At 64.7% G+C, this 15,152-nt stretch carries 17 protein-coding genes; 8 read left to right on the top strand and 9 right to left on the bottom strand.

The features are described from left to right. Positions 1-59: 59 nt before the first annotated feature. From ACO06J_RS13555 to ACO06J_RS13575, 5 genes are all read right to left on the bottom strand, one after another. A complete protein-coding gene (locus tag ACO06J_RS13555; RefSeq protein WP_421761252.1) occupies positions 60-803 on the bottom strand; it encodes an SDR family NAD(P)-dependent oxidoreductase in 744 nt (247 codons plus the stop codon). 200 nt (positions 804-1,003) lie between these two features. Then, positions 1,004-1,501 (bottom strand): 2,4'-dihydroxyacetophenone dioxygenase family protein, encoded by a 498-nt coding sequence (locus tag ACO06J_RS13560; protein ID WP_421761253.1) that lies wholly within the window; start codon positions 1,499-1,501, stop codon positions 1,004-1,006. A gap of 151 nt (positions 1,502-1,652) precedes the next feature. Beyond that, a complete protein-coding gene (locus ACO06J_RS13565; RefSeq protein WP_421761254.1) occupies positions 1,653-2,591 on the bottom strand; it encodes a Gfo/Idh/MocA family protein in 939 nt (312 codons plus the stop codon). A gap of 112 nt (positions 2,592-2,703) precedes the next feature. Continuing rightward, entirely contained in the window at positions 2,704-3,054 is a 351-nt protein-coding gene (locus tag ACO06J_RS13570; protein WP_421761255.1) for a VOC family protein, read from the bottom strand. Positions 3,055-3,059: 5 nt separating this feature from the next. Further along, positions 3,060-4,316, bottom strand: coding sequence for a glycerate kinase type-2 family protein (locus ACO06J_RS13575; protein WP_421762509.1), 1,257 nt, complete (start codon positions 4,314-4,316; stop codon positions 3,060-3,062). Between the two features lie 217 nt (positions 4,317-4,533). On the opposite strand from ACO06J_RS13575, the gene ACO06J_RS13580 reads away from it, so the two are divergent. From ACO06J_RS13580 to ACO06J_RS13605, 6 genes are all read left to right on the top strand, one after another. Beyond that, the gene (locus tag ACO06J_RS13580; RefSeq protein WP_421761256.1) at positions 4,534-5,007 is read left to right on the top strand and encodes a hypothetical protein; all 474 of its coding nucleotides are present in this window, start codon (positions 4,534-4,536) and stop codon (positions 5,005-5,007) included. A gap of 99 nt (positions 5,008-5,106) precedes the next feature. Continuing rightward, positions 5,107-5,805 (top strand): DUF1045 domain-containing protein, encoded by a 699-nt coding sequence (locus ACO06J_RS13585; RefSeq protein ID WP_421761257.1) that lies wholly within the window; start codon positions 5,107-5,109, stop codon positions 5,803-5,805. Between the two features lie 7 nt (positions 5,806-5,812). Next, entirely contained in the window at positions 5,813-6,952 is a 1,140-nt protein-coding gene (locus ACO06J_RS13590; protein WP_421761258.1) for an alpha-D-ribose 1-methylphosphonate 5-triphosphate diphosphatase, read from the top strand. Continuing rightward, positions 6,952-7,506: a phosphonate metabolism protein/1,5-bisphosphokinase (PRPP-forming) PhnN gene (gene phnN / locus ACO06J_RS13595; RefSeq protein ID WP_421761259.1), complete on the top strand. Its 555-nt coding sequence runs from the start codon at positions 6,952-6,954 to the stop codon at positions 7,504-7,506. Before ACO06J_RS13590 ends, phnN begins: the two co-directional genes overlap by 1 nt. Before the next feature lie 58 nt (positions 7,507-7,564). Further along, positions 7,565-7,714: a hypothetical protein gene (locus ACO06J_RS13600; RefSeq protein ID WP_421761260.1), complete on the top strand. Its 150-nt coding sequence runs from the start codon at positions 7,565-7,567 to the stop codon at positions 7,712-7,714. Then, positions 7,701-7,910: a hypothetical protein gene (locus ACO06J_RS13605; protein WP_421761261.1), complete on the top strand. Its 210-nt coding sequence runs from the start codon at positions 7,701-7,703 to the stop codon at positions 7,908-7,910. The genes ACO06J_RS13600 and ACO06J_RS13605 overlap by 14 nt, the downstream gene beginning before the upstream one ends. On the opposite strand, the gene ade is transcribed toward ACO06J_RS13605, so the two are convergent. After that, positions 7,907-9,727: an adenine deaminase gene (gene ade, locus ACO06J_RS13610; protein WP_421761262.1), complete on the bottom strand. Its 1,821-nt coding sequence runs from the start codon at positions 9,725-9,727 to the stop codon at positions 7,907-7,909. The two genes, ACO06J_RS13605 and ade, sit on opposite strands and share 4 nt — an antisense overlap. Positions 9,728-9,808: 81 nt before the next feature. Next, positions 9,809-10,171, bottom strand: a complete 363-nt coding sequence (locus ACO06J_RS13615; protein ID WP_421761263.1) for a septal ring lytic transglycosylase RlpA family protein — start codon at positions 10,169-10,171, stop codon at positions 9,809-9,811. A gap of 625 nt (positions 10,172-10,796) precedes the next feature. On the opposite strand from ACO06J_RS13615, the gene ACO06J_RS13620 reads away from it, so the two are divergent. Next, entirely contained in the window at positions 10,797-12,146 is a 1,350-nt protein-coding gene (locus tag ACO06J_RS13620) for an NAD(P)-dependent oxidoreductase (RefSeq protein WP_421761264.1), read from the top strand. A 279-nt stretch (positions 12,147-12,425) separates the two neighbouring features. After that, the gene (gene preA, locus ACO06J_RS13625; RefSeq protein ID WP_421761265.1) at positions 12,426-13,745 is read left to right on the top strand and encodes an NAD-dependent dihydropyrimidine dehydrogenase subunit PreA; all 1,320 of its coding nucleotides are present in this window, start codon (positions 12,426-12,428) and stop codon (positions 13,743-13,745) included. 32 nt (positions 13,746-13,777) lie between these two features. On the opposite strand, the gene ACO06J_RS13630 is transcribed toward preA, so the two are convergent. Both ACO06J_RS13630 and ACO06J_RS13635 read right to left on the bottom strand, forming a co-directional pair. Next, entirely contained in the window at positions 13,778-14,296 is a 519-nt protein-coding gene (locus ACO06J_RS13630) for an NYN domain-containing protein (RefSeq protein ID WP_421761266.1), read from the bottom strand. A 116-nt stretch (positions 14,297-14,412) separates the two neighbouring features. Next, positions 14,413-15,150 carry a helix-turn-helix transcriptional regulator gene (locus ACO06J_RS13635; protein WP_421761267.1) on the bottom strand — a complete coding sequence of 246 codons (738 nt, stop codon included), beginning with the start codon at positions 15,148-15,150 and terminating at the stop codon, positions 14,413-14,415. Between the last annotated feature and the right edge of the window lie 2 nt (positions 15,151-15,152).

Here is a 15,152-nt window from a genome sequence, read left to right on the forward strand (position 1 = left end):
AGGCTGAAGACAGCGCTTTGATCTAGCACGTCCGCGCGCTGAAAAGACGTGAATGCCTTTCAGGCGATGAGGTAGCCGCCGTCGACCGGGAGGATCGCGCCGGTAATGTAGCCGGCGAGCGGGGAGCAGAGAAAGAGCGCGGCGGGGGCAAGATCATCGGGCGTGCCCCAGCGGCCGAGCGGGGTGCGGCCCATCAGTTCGGCATTGCGGGCAGCATTGGCGCGGGGGACGGCGGTCATCGCGGTTTCGATCCAGCCGGGGGCGAGCGCATTGACGCGGGTGCCATCGGGCGCGAAGGCGACGGCCAGCGACTTGGTGAGGCCGGCGACGGCGTGCTTTGACGCTGCGTAGGCGGGAGCATGCGGGGCGCCGAAGAAGGAAAACAGCGAGCCGATATTGAGGATGGCCGAACTCCCATTTGCCTTCAGGGCGCTGCGGAAGGCGTAAGCCGCGCGCATGGTGCCGTTGAGGTTGATGTCGATGACGGTTTCGAAGCCGGGGACGGTGTGCTCGGCGGCGCGCAGGTTGACGCCGGCGCAGTTGACCTGTGCGGCGACGGAAGTGAAGCCGGCGGCGTAGGTTTCGACAGCGGCGTTGTCGCGCACATCGAGGACGGAATAGCTAATCTCGGGGGCCGCCTCGCGGGCGGCGGCAACCTCAGCTTCGGTGGCGCCGGTGGCATGGACGATGGCGCCAGCCGCGGCAAAGGCGCGGCCGAGCCCCTGCCCGATGCCGGAACTGCCGCCGGTGATGATGACGGTTTTGCCGGAGTAGAAGGGGGTGGCCCAGGTGTTGGCGGTCATCGTTACGGTCTCTCGGTCTGCGACTTGCCTTCTCCCCTTGTGGGAGAAGGTGGCGCGAAGCGCCGGATGAGGGGTCCGCGACACCTTAGGGTCGCGCGACCCGAGCGAAGCGAGGAGCGGTTCGAGTAGGCGGAGAGAACCCCTCATCCGCCCTTCGGGCACCTTCTCCCACAAGGGGAGAAGGCGATCACCGATGCGCTCTATCTGACGAACTGCTCGACATAGTCTGCGCCGAGGCCGACTTTTTCGTAGTGCTTTTTGCACATGTCGATCTTGGTGAAGACGTCTTCGAAGCCGATCTGCTTGTTGTCCTTGTCGAGGTAGACCATGCAGCCGGAGATGTTGAAGAAGGTGATCATCTCCGCGCAATCCTCGGGGACGGTAAGGGTGTGGATTTCGCCGGGCGGCTCGAAGACGTAGGAGCCGGTTTCGGCGACCCAGTCGTGCTCGAGATAGTGCCAGCGGCCCTTGATGACATAGCCATGGACGGGCTGGGGATGGAGATGGCGGCTCAGGATGCCGGCGCGGCGGACGCGCAGCAGGTTGCACCATTGGCCCTGCAGCGTGTTGAGGAACAGCGGCCGGAACCACACGCCCTCGGCCTGCGGCACCCAGACGCGTTCGTCATCGGGCAGCGCGGTGATGGCAATTTCCTTCGGCGCCAGCGGGTGGGCTGAGCCGTTGAAGGTTTCGTACATGGGCTGATCTCCTCTATCCGTCCCCTCACCCGGCGCTGCGCGCCACCCTCTCCCTCAAGGGGAGAGGGACGCCGTGGCGCGATCCCGCCTTCTTTCCCTCTCCCCTTGAGGGAGAGGGTGGCGCGAAGCGCCGGTTGAGGGGCAGTTCTTTTTACCAGTTGAAGTCTTCGACGTTCTCGCGGGCGCCCAAAAGGAACGCATCGCCGATGAGGCGGAGGGGGGAGCCGTCCATTTCGGATTTTCCCTTTTTCAGGAGCTTGGCAAAGCGCTCGTAGATGGCTTCGTATTCTTCCGATGGGTTGGCGACGGCGGTCTTGTTGCCGACCTTGAGAACGGTGCCGCCCTTTTCGAGCTTCAGCTTTGAGCCCTTCTTGGTCTCGATGGCGATGGTCCAGATCTCGCCCGACTCTTCGAGCCAGTTGAAGCCGGCGCTGAGCTTGGGCTGGTTCTTTTCGCCCGACTTGAAGACGATCTCGACATCGACCGGGGTCTGCCGGTTGGCCGGGAACTTCAGCTTGGCGCTTTCGACAAAGACCGGGAACGGCATGATCTTGGTGAAGATCGACATGGCGTTGATGCCGGGATCGCAGACGCCGAAGCCACCGGGCTCCCACACCCAATCCTGGCCGGGGTGCCATTTGCGGACGCTCTCGCGCCAGTCGATACGGACGGAGGCGACGCCTTCATCCTTGAGGATGAGTTTTGCGGCATCGACGGCGGCGTTGTAGCGCGAGTGCCAGGTCTGAAAGAGCACCCGGCCTTTCTTTTCGCCATAGGCGACGAGGTCTTCGAACTCGGTGATGGTCGGGGTCGGCGGCTTTTCGAGGAGGATGTCCTTGCCGGCATCGATCGCGTCGCGAACCATGGCGTGGCGGACGCCGGGCGGGGTGCAGATGGCGACGAGGCCGACATCGGGCATGGCCTTGTAGAACTCGGCCGGGGTCTTGAACACCGGCACGTCGCGATGGCCGAGGCCGCGCGTCGAAATGCAGGCGGCAAGCTCGAAATCGGGGCTCTTGTCGATCACCGGCAGGTGCTGGTCCTGGGCGATCTTGCCGATACCGATGACGGCGATTTTCTTTTTGGCCATTTATCCGGGCTCCCTGTGGTCGGCGGCACTTAATGCCATGGGGGGCAGAAAGGGAAGTTCGAAGGCGCTCAAAATCGTCCGGTTGCGGAAGGTGATCCTGTTGACGCGTGGGTTATTCAGCCGGTGGTTCCCAGAGTTCGATCTGGTTGCCTTCGGGATCGACGATGCGGGCGAAACGGCCGGTTTCGGGCGTATCCCATTCGCCGGGACGCGTTTCGACGGCGATGCCGGCGGCCTGGAGCTGGGCGATCAGCGCGGTGAGATCATCGACGCGGAAGTTGATCATCCACTGCTTGTCGGCGGGAAAGTAGCTGGTCGCCTGCTCGAACGGGGCAAAGACGGTGGGGCCGGCGTCCTGGCTCCAGAAGCCGGGGACGCCCAGATGGGTCTCATACCAGGCGCCCAGCGCCTTGGTGTCGCGGGCGCGAAAGAAGATGCCGCCGATGCCGAGGGCTTTCGCCATGGGTGCTACCTCACAATGATGGCGCGGAAATCGTTGACGTTGGTGGCTGTGGGGCCGGTCATGAACAACCCACCGATCGCCGCGAACGCGGTGTAGGCGTCGTTGTTGGCGAGCGCAGCGCGCGGATCGATGCCGGCAGCACGCATGCGGGCGGCGCTCTGGCCATCGGCGATGGCGCCCGCATTGTCGCCAGCGCCGTCAATACCATCGGTATCGGCGGCCAGCGCGGTGATGCCGTCGATCCCGTCGATGGCGATGGCGAAGGCGAGGAGGAACTCGGCGTTGCGGCCGCCACGGCCATCGCCCCTGAGGGTCACGGTAGTCTCCCCGCCCGAGAGGAGGACTGTGGGACGCGGGAAGGGACGATTGCGGGTGCGGATTTCGCGAGCGAGCGCGGCGTGGACCTTGGCGACTTCGCGCGCCTCGCCCTCGATGGCATCGGAGAGGATGTACGGCGTGAGACCGACCCGGCTGGCCGCGGCAGCAGCGGCTTCGAGCGACAGGGCGGCGGAAGCGATGACACGGACGGTGTTGCGGGCAAATCGCCTGTCGGTGGCAAGCGGGGCCGGGTTCTCGTCGGAGGCGAGCAGTTCGGCGGCGGCTGGCGGCAGATGCAGGTGATAGAGCGCCACGAGGTGCCGGGCTTCGGTGCGGCCCTGCGCCATGGGGACCGTGGGGCCCGAGGCAACCAGCGCCGGATCGTCGCCGGGCACATCGGAGACGACGAGCGTTGCGACGCGAGCGGGAGCGGCAAGCGCGGCGAGACGGCCGCCCTTGATGGCGCTGAGTTCATTGCGGATGACGTTCATGGCGGAGATCGGCGCGCCGGACGCAAGGAGGATGCGGTTGACCTCCTGCTCGTCCTCGAAGGTGAGTCCCGCCGCCGGCTGCGGCAAGAGCGCTGACCCGCCGCCGGACATGAGTGCGACCACCAGGTCGTCGGGGCTGAGGCCGGAGACCTTTTCCATCATGCGGCGAGCGGCAAGAAAGCCGGAAAAATCTGGGACCGGGTGGGCCGCCTCGACGATTTCGATGCGCTGGCAATCGGCGCCATGGCCATAGCGGGTGACGACGAGGGAATCGTCGATGCGGCCAGGCCAGACGGCCTCGAAAGCCTTTGCCATCTGGGCTGAGGCCTTGCCGGCACCGATAACCACGGTGCGGCCGAGCGGCGCTTCGGGCAGGTTGGCGGCGATGGCACGTTCGGGCTTGGCCGCATCTACGGCGTGATAGAACAACTGCTCGAGCAGATCGCGATCCATGGCCGTCCTGAGGGTTTCGGCGCGCACTATGAAGGGTCGGCAGTGGGCTGCGCAAGGGAGCGGCGATCGGCAATTGGAGTGATCCGTTGTCTTGACGCGGCCGTTCACCCCGCGTTCAAGTTGGCTCCCGTAGGGAACCCTGTTTGGCACGCCTGCCCGGCCATTGCGTGGACGGCAGAGCCAGTTTGTGATCACCAGAACGGGAGCAGGAAGGGCAATGATTGAGGTTCGACGCGCCGCTTTGGCCATTGCGCTGCTGCTGATGACGGCGGCCCCCGCGTTGCGCGCCGAAGAGGTAGTGTTGCTGGTGCCCCATACCGGAAGCGATACCAAGCCGGCAGGCACGGTCGATCCGGCAAAGGTGATGCCCTCACAACCCGCATTGACCGGCAGTTCCGGTGGCGGCTCGTACGACGCCGATGAGCCGCCGAGCCTTCAGACCCGGCACTTTGGCACCCAGGTGGCGCTGGTCTGTGCCCCGGCCGGACAGCCGGGAGGGCTGGAGTTGACCAATGCAGGCGACACGCCGCTGGAGCCGGGCACCAAGATCAAGTGGCAGTTCAAGAATTCGAAGTTTCGCGGCTATTTCGCACTGATTGGGGCGCTGGCGCCAGGCGCGACGATGGTGGCGGATGGGGTTATTTCCGGAACGCCTCCGGCAGGCGCGGGTTGCGTTGCCCGCTCGATCTAGGGTGCCGCAGTGCGGCTTGCAGGACCGACAAAAAACTGACATCGAACGGGACTAGTCAGCCCCGTCGCTCATTCCAGCTGCAAGTCGCTCACACGTCCCATGCCGCAACGCTTTGCCATTTACTACGCGCCCGCCGCAACCGATCCGCTGTGGCTGAAGGCTGTGGAGTGGCATGGACGCGACCCTTTTTCGGGTGAGGTTTTCGAGACGGCGGTCGGCGGTGTGACCCGCGAAGCGCTCTTTGCGCGCAGTATTTCGGCGCGGCGGTATGGGTTTCACGCGACGATCAAGGCGCCGATGTCGCTGGCGGAGGGCCGGATGCAGGCCGAGCTGGAAGCGGCACTTGCCGGTTTTGCGGCTGCGCATGCGCCGGTGGCCATCGGGGCGCTGAAGCTGGTGCTGCTGGAAGGGTTTCTGGCGCTGGTGCCGGCGGTGCAAAGCGCGGAACTGCTGGCGTTTGCGGCGGAAGTGGTTGAGGGCTTTGAGGCGTTCCGGGCGGCGACATCGCCCGCGGAACGCGAGCGGCGCCTCAAGGGCAGCCACTATAGCGAACGGCAGATCGAGTTGATCGACACCCTGGGCTACCCCTATGTGCTGGAGCAGTTTCAGTTGCACATGACGCTGACCGACCGGCTACCCGAGAGCGAGCGCGAGGCGTATAGCCGGGCAGCGGCGGCGCATTTTGGTGCGCTGGCGACTCGGGAGACGATGCTGGACCGGCTGGTGCTGTTCCATGAGCCGGAGGCCGGAGCGCCGTTTGTGCGGCTGGGCGATTACGTATTGAGCGGAAAGGCTTGAGGCCAAGATGAGCGAACTCGCGATTTCCAATGCACGCGTGGTGCTGGGCGACCAGGTGATCGAAGGCTCTGTGCTGGTGCGCGATGGCATCATCGTCGAGATCGACACCGGAAGCGTGGCGCACGCGACGGATTTCGAAGGCGATTTCCTGATCCCCGGGCTGGTGGAACTGCATACCGACCATTTCGAGAACCACTACCGGCCGCGGCCGGGGGTGACCTGGAACGCCATCGCGGCGCTGCAGAGCCATGACGCGCAGGTGGCTGGCGCCGGGATCACCACGGTGTTCGATGCGGTGCGGATCGGTTCGGACCCGGACGTTGGCGATATCACTGCGGACGTGCGCGCGATGGTGGAGGCGGTGGCGGAGGCCGATGCGGATGACCGGCTGCGCGCCGACCACCACATTCACTTGCGCTGCGAATTGCCGACGCCGGATGCGGCGCTGCATTTCGAGGAACACTGCACCAATGCGATCGTCGGGCTGGCGTCGCTGATGGACCATACGCCGGGCCAGCGCCAGTACACGACGCTGGAGCACTATATCGGGTACTACCAGAAGAAGCTGCGCATGACGGACGCGGAGATGGCGCAGTTCATCACCGACCGGCAGGCCGAGCATGACCTCTATGCCGACAACAACCGCGCCGCGATCCTGAAGCGCGGGCAGGAGATCGGGCTGGCCTTTGCGAGCCATGACGATGCGACCACGGCGCATGTCGACGAGGCGTTGCGCGACGGGATGAGCATTGCGGAGTTCCCGACCACGATGGAGGCGGCAAAGGCCTCGCATGCGGGCGGGCTGGCGGTGCTGATGGGCGCGCCCAACGTGGTGCGCGGCAAATCGCACAATGGCAATATCTCGGCGATCGAGCTGGCGAAGGCCGGTGTGCTGGACGTTTTGAGCTCGGACTATGTGCCGTTTGCGCTGATGCAGGCGGCGTTCCTATTGCCGGAGCGGGCGGAGGAAATCTCGCTGCAGCAGGCGATTGCGATGGTGACATCGCGACCGGCGGCGGCGGCGCATCTCAGCGATCGCGGCGAGATCGCCATCGGCAAGCGCGGTGACCTGGTGCGGATCCGCCGGCGGCCGGGCGATGTGCCGGTGGTGCGCGGCGTTTGGCGGCAGGGCAAGCGGGTCAGTTGATGCACCAGGGTGCCCTCGTTCTGGTTGTCGGGCCCTCCGGCGCGGGCAAGGACACGCTGATCGCGGCGGCCAAGGCGGCGCTGGCGGAGGATGCACGCTTTGTGTTTCCGCGCCGGGTGGTGACGCGCACCGCCGTGGCGGCGCTCGAAGACCACGACACGGTCGAGCCGCATGAATTTCAGCGACTGAAGCTCTCGGGGGCATATGCCCTGGACTGGGAAGCACATGGGCTGAGCTACGGGGTGCCGGCGGCGATCGATGCGGCGCTGGCGGCCGGGCAGGTCGTGGTGGTCAACACCTCGCGCCGGGTGATCGAGCGGGCGATGGAAAAGTATCCGCGCTGCTTTGTGCTGGTGGTGACGGCACGCCCCGAGATCCGCGCGGCGCGGCTCGCGGGACGCGGCCGGGAAACAGCCGCGGACGTGGCGGCGCGGCTGGCGCGTGAGGGCGCGCCGGTGCCGGCAGGGATCGAGGCGCAGGAGATCGACAATTCCGGGGCATTGGCCGACGGCATTGCGGGGTTTGTCAGCGCACTCAATAACATAGCCAATTGAACCAATCGGCCGCCCAGGCGTTGTGAGCTGGAGACTATCCAGTTCAGGGGCACCTTTAATGAGCAGAAATTCGCTTTACCTCGTCATTGCCTTGCTTGCGGCACTGGCCGTGGGCTTTGGCATTTACACGATCTACCAGGAAAACCAGAAGCCGGGGCTTGAGATCAAGTTCGACGACAACGGGGTCAAGATCAATGGAAACGGCTGAGCAGCACTCCCGCGTGCAGGTGATCCTCGACGCGCTGGCGCGTGAGATTGACCGGCAGCGCACCGACAAGGTCGAGGAACTCGACCTAGTGCACCTCGCGACGGTGGTGGACGGGGCGCTCGACAATATCACCATTGGCGCACCGGACGACGGCGGGGTTGAGCCCGGGGACTTGAACGCGGCGAATGATAGCTAGACGAAGAGTTCTGTCGGGGTGAAGGTTCTCACGTCGATCAAGCCTTTGTCTGAAATACGCAATTCGGGGATCACCACGAGCGCCAGCAGCGAGTGCTGCATGAAGGCGTTGTTGAGGGTGCAGCCGCATTGGCGCATGGCGGCGACGAGCGAATCGGCCTTTTTGGCAACGATCTCGGCGCGCTCATCGGACATCAGGCCGGCGATGGGGAGTTCGACCAGCGCCAGCACCTTGCCCTTCGAGACGACGATGGCACCGCCGCCGACTTCGCCGAGGCGATTGGCGGCGAGCGCCATGTCGTCGCGATTGGTGCCGACGACAATCATCTGGTGGCTGTCGTGGGCGACGGTGGAGGCTACGGCGCAATCGATGTTGTAGCCGAAGCCCGAGACCAGCGCGTTGACCACCGCACCAGAGCCGACGTGGCGTTCCACCAGTGCGATCTGGCAGACGTCTTGCGCGGCGTCGACGGCGACGAGGCCATCTTCGACCGGGAGAGTCCGCTCCAGCGCCCTGGTGCCGGCCTGGTTTTCGATGACGCCGATGACGCGGGCGGTGACGGCGTTACGGCCGCTTGGGGCTTTGATTTCAAAGGCTTCCGCTGTCAGCTGGCGGCCGAGGCGCACGGTGTTTTTGGCGAAATCGGGATAGGGCCAGGGCTCCAGCGGGGCGGTGAGGACGCCGTTTTCGGCGAGCACCGTGCCCTGCCCGATCACCAGTTCGATGGGGAGCGTGGCGAGGTCGGACGTCAGGATCAGGTCGGCGCGGCGGCCCGGGGTGATCGAGCCCATTTCGCGCTCGAGGCCAAAATGCGTGGCGGTGTTGAGGCTTGCCATCTGGATGGCGGTGATGGGCTTGAGCCCGCAGGCGATTGCGTGGCGGACGACGCGATCCATGTGGCCTTCGTTGACCAGCGTGCCGGAATGGCTGTCGTCGGTGCAGAGGACGAAATTGCGGCTGTCGAGGCCGGCTTCGGTAATGGCCTTGACCTGGGCTGCGACATCGAACCAGGCGGAGCCGAGGCGCAGCATTGACCGCATGCCGAGGCGGACGCGGGCGATGGCGTCTTCCATACGGGTGCCTTCATGGTCATCAGCGGGGCCGCCGGCGACATAGCCGTAAAAGGGCTTACCCAGATCGGGCGAGGCGTAGTGGCCGCCGACGGTTTTGCCGGCGCGCTGGGTGTGGGCGATCTCGGCCAGCATTTTCTCGTCGTTCGCCGCAACGCCCGGGAAGTTCATCATCTCCCCCAGCCCTATGATATTGGGCCAACTCAGCATTTCGGCGACGTCGTCAGGCGAGATGGTGGCGCCGGGGGTTTCGAGGCCGGGGGCGGAGGGAACGCATGAGGGGGCCTGGACGTAGACGCTGACTGGCATTGCCGCCGCCTCGTCATGCATCAGGCGGACGCCCTTGATGCCGAGAACGTTCGCGATCTCGTGCGGATCGATGAACATCGAGGTGGTGCCGTGCGGGATGACGGCGCGGCAGAACTCGGTGACGGTGACCATGCCGCTTTCGACATGCATGTGCGCATCGCAAAGGCCCGGGACCATGTAGCGGCCGGCGGCATCGATTATTTGTGTATTGGCGCCAATGGTATAGCTCAGATCTGGGTCGATGGCGGCGAAGCGGCCGGCGACGATGGCGACGTCATGGCCGGGCAGGATTTCGCCGGAATGGACGTTGACCCAGCGGCCGTTGCGGACCAGCAGATCGGCCGGGGCGCGGCCGGTGGCGACATCGATCAGGGATCTGGCGGAGCTGGACCAGGAGGCTAGCGGCACGGAAAACACCTCGAAAACAGGGTGTTGCATGATGGCTGGCGCGGCCGGCAAAGGAAAGGGCCGCCCGGCAAACGCAGCGGGCGACCCTTGAACTTGGTATCGCTGCCCTGGTCAGGAGCGGGCGATGCAGACCTTGGTGGTGCCGCGGGCCATAAAGCCGAGCTTGCTGGCAGCCCCCATGGAGAGGTCGATGATGCGGCCACCCGAGTAGGGCCCGCGGTCGTTGATGGTGACCTTGATGGACTTGCCTGTCCGCTGGTCCGTGACCTTCACGATGGTCCCGAGGGGCAGCGTCTTGTGGGCGGCGGTCATCGCATTTTCGTTGAACCGTGCCCCTGAGGCCGTCTTTTTGCCGTGGAAACCCGGTCCGTACCAGGACGCCCCACCGCATTGATTGCCGCCTGCATACGCAGAACCGGTGGCAGAAAGGATAAGCCCTGCCAGAACGGCGGCACCAACACTGTACTTAATCAATCATCCGTCTCACTGCAGTTTTCGAGAACGGGCTGGCTAGGGGGTGGAAGTGGCCAGATTGTGAACCGAAAATGAACGAGGCGACTCCAAGTGGAACTGTTGCCTGAACGCAACAGCAACCAAGTGGGCCGAAATCGACGTTTTTACTTTGATATACAAATGCTTAACTCCATTTCAGACCGTCAATTTCCGCTCAGAGGTCAGGCATAAGATTCTTTTGCATGGCACGTTTTGCGCTGTGGACGACCGGTTTTTCGCGTCTGAGGCCCTTTGCAAATCAGCGTTTGCCACAATTGACGCAGCGGTGGGGATCGATTGGGCGCATTATCGCACGGGTGGAGGGAGTGGGGATAAGTCGGGGAAGCCGTGAGGGCGGTAGGGCTTGCTGCGGAGGATGGGGAGGGGAGCGCTATCGCGACGAAGCTGGGGCGCCACGGTTCTGCCATCGCCAAACCAAACGGATGAACGCCTTGTTAACAGCCCGCTGGCGACCTCGCTGGAGCGGAACGGCATGCTGCGGGTGGCCAAAAAACGTCCGTGCAGATTTCCATTTTTGACCAATTGATAAAACTTTTGAGCCGCGTTAGCGTCTCAGTCTGGAATGGCTCTAAACGAGGGGTTGTCGATGAGCGAGGGCATGCTCAAGGACGGGATCGCACCGGGGCGTCTGCACCCGGCGAAGTATCCCGAGAACTTTTCGGACCTGCATCCGCCGCTCGACCGGCACGAGGCCTTTGTCGAAGCCGACCGGTGCTATTTCTGTTTTGACGCGCCGTGCATGAATGTGTGCCCGACCTCGATCGACATCCCGCTGTTCATCCGCGAGATCTCGACAGGCAATCCGCTGGGCGCTGCCGAAACAATCTTCGAGCAGAACATCCTCGGCGGCATGTGCGCCCGCGTCTGCCCGACCGAGCAGTTGTGCGAAGAGGCCTGCGTGCGGATGGAAGCGGAGGGCAAGCCGGTCAAGATCGGCCAGCTGCAGCGCTATGCCACCGATATCGCGATGGACGAGGGCAAGCAGTTCTTCACTCGCGCGCCGCTGAGCGGGAAGAAGGTTGCCGTGGTTGGCGCGGGCCCGGCGGGTCTTGCGGCGGCGCACCGGCTCAGCATGCGTGGGCATGATGTGACGATTTTCGACGCGCGCCCCAAGGCGGGCGGGCTCAACGAGTATGGCATTGCGACCTACAAGACCCCGGACGGGTTTGCGCAGGCGGAAGTTGAGTATGTCACCGCGATCGGCGGGATCGAGATCGAGCTCGGCCATGCGCTGGGGCAGGATTTGAGTCTTGACCAGTTGGCCAAGGATTTTGACGCGACCTTCCTTGGGATCGGGTTGGGCGGCGTCAACGCGCTCCGCGCCGAGGGCGAGTCGGAAGCGCCAGCCGGGCTGGCTGATGCGGTGGATTTCATCGCCGAGCTGCGGCAGGCGCACGATCTTTCTAGCCTGCCCGTCGGCCGGCGCGTGGTGGTGATCGGCGGCGGCATGACAGCCATTGATGCGGCCGTGCAGGCGAAGCTGTTGGGCGCTGAAGAGGTAACGATGTGCTACCGGCGCGGGCAGGAGCACATGAACGCCTCGACGTTCGAGCAGGACCTTGCGGCTTCCAAGGGCGTCACCATCCGTCACTGGCTCCAGCCCAAGCGAGTGATCACCGACAACGGCAAGGTGACGGGCATCGAGCTCGAATATACCAAGCTGCAGGACGGCCGGCTGATGGGCATGGGCCACACCATGACCATCCCCTGCGACCAGGTGTTCAAGGCGATCGGGCAGACGCTCGAGGCCGAGACGGTGGCGGGGCTGGAACTGCGCGCCGGACGCATCGCGGCGGACAGCGAAGGCCGCACGTCGCGCGCCGGCGTCTGGGCCGGCGGCGACTGCATCGACATGGGTGATGACCTGACGGTGACCGCCGTGGCCCAGGGCCGCGACGCCGCCGAGAGCATCAACCGGTATCTGGCGGCAAAGTAATGGCCTGCTCGGAGGGCCTCTTCCTGCCTTCTCCCCTTGTGGGAGAAGGTGGCGCGCAGCGACGGATGAGGGGTTCGCATCGCCTTGGCGATGCGCGGTCCGCTCGTAGCAAGGAACGAACGGAGTGCGTGGAGAGAACCCCTCATCCGCCCTTCGGGCACCTTCTCCCACAAGGGGAGAAGGCAGACCGCGCTCATCGCGCGGCTCGGGTTAGTGTCAGCGCCTCAAGGCGCTCTGCCGGGGCCTCGACCCCAAGACTGAACGATGAGGAGAGACGCCATGGCTGATATCCGCAACAACTTCGTCGGGATCAAATCGCCCAATCCGTTCTGGCTGGCGTCGGCGCCGCCCACGGACAAGGCTTACAATGTCGAGCGCGCCTTCAAGGCGGGCTGGGGCGGCGTCGTCTGGAAGACGCTGGGCGAGGAAGGCCCGCCGGTGGTGAACGTGAACGGACCGCGCTATGGCGCGATCTGGGGCGCGGACCGGCGGCTCCTGGGCTTCAACAATATCGAGCTGATCACCGACCGCGACCTCTACCGGAACCTCACCGAGATCAAGCAGGTCAAGAAGAACTGGCCGGACCGCGCCGTGGTGGTCTCGATCATGGTGCCGTGCGAGGAGGACGCCTGGAAGGCGATCCTGCCGCTGGTGGAAGAGACCGAAGCGGATGGGATCGAGCTCAATTTCGGCTGCCCGCACGGGATGAGCGAGCGCGGCATGGGCGCGGCCGTGGGCCAGGTGCCCGAATATGTCGAAATGGTCGTGCGCTGGTGCAAGCAGTATTCGCGCATGCCGGTGATCACCAAGCTGACGCCGAACGTGACCGATGTGCGCCGCCCGGCCCGCGCGGCGAAGAACGGCGGCACCGATGCGGTGAGCCTGATCAACACCATCAACTCGATCACTGGGGTCGATCTCGACACCTTTGCACCGATGCCGACGATTGACGGCAAGGGCACGCATGGCGGCTATTGCGGCCCGGCGGCAAAGCCCATTGCGCTCCACATGGTGGCCGATATCGCGCGCGACCCCGAGACCTACGGCCTCCCCATCTCGGGCATTGGCGGAGTCACCACCTGGCGCGATGCGGCCGAGTTCATGGCGCTGGGCGCCGGCAATGTGCAGGTCTGTACCGCGGCGATGGTCTATGGCTTCAAGATCGTCGAGGAGATGATCTCGGGCCTAAAAGGTTGGATGGACGAAAAGGGCTACGCAACGCTCGACGACTTCACCGGCCGCGCCACGCGCAACGTCACCGACTGGCAGTACCTCAACCTCAACTACATCACCAAGGCGAAGATCGACCAGGACAAGTGCATTTCTTGCGGGCGGTGCCACATCGCCTGCGAGGACACTTCGCACCAGGCGATCATGAAGGAAAAGGACGGCAAGCGGCACTTCGAGGTGATGGACGACGAGTGCGTCGGCTGCAACCTGTGCGTCAATGTCTGCCCGGTGGAAGACTGCATCACCATGATCCAGCTCGAACCCGGCATGCTCGACCAGCGCACCAAGAAGCTGGTCGAACCCGGCTATGCCAACTGGACCACGCACCCGAACAACCCAATGGCCAAGAAGGTTGAACCGGCGGAGTGAGGGTGTAGTTGCCAGCCGCTGCTGAAGTCTGACTAGGCCGCCTTGACCGCCACTGGTTTTGGGGCTGGAGGTATAGGGGCTTGCTGCTTGGGCGCGGCGGGTTGCGCGACGGCTTTGGTGGCGGTCGCGTCTTGTGCGGCAATACCCAACTCCTGGAATTCGGAGCAGGCTTTGCGCAGCGCAACCGGGGTGTTGGCGTTGCCGAGGCCGAGCACCTTGATGCCGGCGGCGCGGAGACGGTGGGCGAGCGGGCTCAGATCCTGATCGGATGAGACCAGCACGACAGCCTCGGTCTTGCCCTGATGCAGCAGATCCATGCCGGCGATGGTGATGGCGATATCGGCGGCGTTCTTGCCGCCCAGTTGCAACACGGGCTGCAGGCAATTTTCGCGGGCGATGTTCAGCCAGCGCGTCAGGCGGTCTTCGGTGAAATCACCATAGAGGCGGCAGAGGTTGACCGCACCCAGCGCCGCGGCGCGGGCTTCGATCTCGGGCCAGAATTTGGCCGGCACGTTTTCGCAATCAATGAATATGGCAGTTCTGGCTTTCACGGCGGCGCCTCGCAGGTTGAGCGATGACGTTACTGGCTGGACCTGAATGAATGGGACAACTGATGCTTGCAATTGCATGTATCGGGGAAACGTAACTTGGTCGCCCTAAACACCCACTAGGGAAAGATGATGTCGGCGCCTTCGAGTGCGGTGCGGAATTCGGCGTAGGGGCGAGGGCGGAAGGTGGTCTCGGTGCGCTCGATCGCGCTGATGCGATCGACGCGGAAGGTGCGGATGGCCTGTCGGGAGAGATCGAAGGCGAGCACGTACCAGACTGGCGCATTGAGCAGCAGGAAGTGCGGCTCGATGGTGCGCTGGGTGCTCCGCCCTTCGCCATCGAGATAGGTGATCGTGGCCGGACGGCAGAGCAGGAACGCTTCGTGGAGCCGTTCCACGAGGCGCGCTGGCGGGCGGCGGAAGGTAGCAAGCACATGGCTCGATGCAGGCCCCGCGATCAGAATGCGGGCGCGAAGCGAGGCGATGCGCCGCCGCATCGGCGGTGCGAACGAGGCAACGAGTTTGCGGCGGACCGGGGCCAGGTCGGCAAGCAGCAGCGGCGAGCGGGCGTGCTCGGCAATGGCGAGGCTGACCAAGAGATCGACCGCCTCGCGGAAATCGAGATGGAGGCGGCCGATGCCCCAGGTGCTGGTGAGGTGGAGGCCGCCGCCCCTGCCCCGCTCGCCATCGACCGGCACACCGCGCTCGCGCAGGATGGCGATATCGCGCCCGATGGTGCGCAGGCTCACCCCGAGTTCACGTGCAAGATCGGCGGCGATCAGCGGCGCATCGGTCTTCAGCCGGCTTTCGAGCCAATCGAGCCGGGCGAGGTGATCGAGCGTGGTGGCGCGGGTCATGA

Source organism: Devosia sp. (genome assembly GCF_965229025.1).
Lineage (GTDB): Bacteria > Pseudomonadota > Alphaproteobacteria > Rhizobiales > Devosiaceae > Devosia_A.

What these genes read in the sequence shown, in the direction of transcription:
- ACO06J_RS13620 (WP_421761264.1), top strand. Translation starts at nt 10,797, where the DNA reads ATGAGCGAGGGCATGCTCAAGGACGGGATCGCACCGGGGCGTCTGCAC.
- ACO06J_RS13635 (WP_421761267.1), bottom strand. Translation starts at nt 15,150, where the DNA reads ATGACCCGCGCCACCACGCTCGATCACCTCGCCCGGCTCGATTGGCTC.
- phnN (WP_421761259.1), top strand. Translation starts at nt 6,952, where the DNA reads ATGCACCAGGGTGCCCTCGTTCTGGTTGTCGGGCCCTCCGGCGCGGGC.
- preA (WP_421761265.1), top strand. Translation starts at nt 12,426, where the DNA reads ATGGCTGATATCCGCAACAACTTCGTCGGGATCAAATCGCCCAATCCG.
- ACO06J_RS13605 (WP_421761261.1), top strand. Translation starts at nt 7,701, where the DNA reads ATGGAAACGGCTGAGCAGCACTCCCGCGTGCAGGTGATCCTCGACGCG.
- ACO06J_RS13585 (WP_421761257.1), top strand. Translation starts at nt 5,107, where the DNA reads ATGCCGCAACGCTTTGCCATTTACTACGCGCCCGCCGCAACCGATCCG.
- ACO06J_RS13570 (WP_421761255.1), bottom strand. Translation starts at nt 3,054, where the DNA reads ATGGCGAAAGCCCTCGGCATCGGCGGCATCTTCTTTCGCGCCCGCGAC.
- ACO06J_RS13555 (WP_421761252.1), bottom strand. Translation starts at nt 803, where the DNA reads ATGACCGCCAACACCTGGGCCACCCCCTTCTACTCCGGCAAAACCGTC.
- ACO06J_RS13565 (WP_421761254.1), bottom strand. Translation starts at nt 2,591, where the DNA reads ATGGCCAAAAAGAAAATCGCCGTCATCGGTATCGGCAAGATCGCCCAG.
- ACO06J_RS13590 (WP_421761258.1), top strand. Translation starts at nt 5,813, where the DNA reads ATGAGCGAACTCGCGATTTCCAATGCACGCGTGGTGCTGGGCGACCAG.
- ACO06J_RS13580 (WP_421761256.1), top strand. Translation starts at nt 4,534, where the DNA reads ATGATTGAGGTTCGACGCGCCGCTTTGGCCATTGCGCTGCTGCTGATG.
- ACO06J_RS13575 (WP_421762509.1), bottom strand. Translation starts at nt 4,316, where the DNA reads ATGGATCGCGATCTGCTCGAGCAGTTGTTCTATCACGCCGTAGATGCG.
- ACO06J_RS13600 (WP_421761260.1), top strand. Translation starts at nt 7,565, where the DNA reads ATGAGCAGAAATTCGCTTTACCTCGTCATTGCCTTGCTTGCGGCACTG.
- ACO06J_RS13560 (WP_421761253.1), bottom strand. Translation starts at nt 1,501, where the DNA reads ATGTACGAAACCTTCAACGGCTCAGCCCACCCGCTGGCGCCGAAGGAA.
- ade (WP_421761262.1), bottom strand. Translation starts at nt 9,727, where the DNA reads ATGCAACACCCTGTTTTCGAGGTGTTTTCCGTGCCGCTAGCCTCCTGG.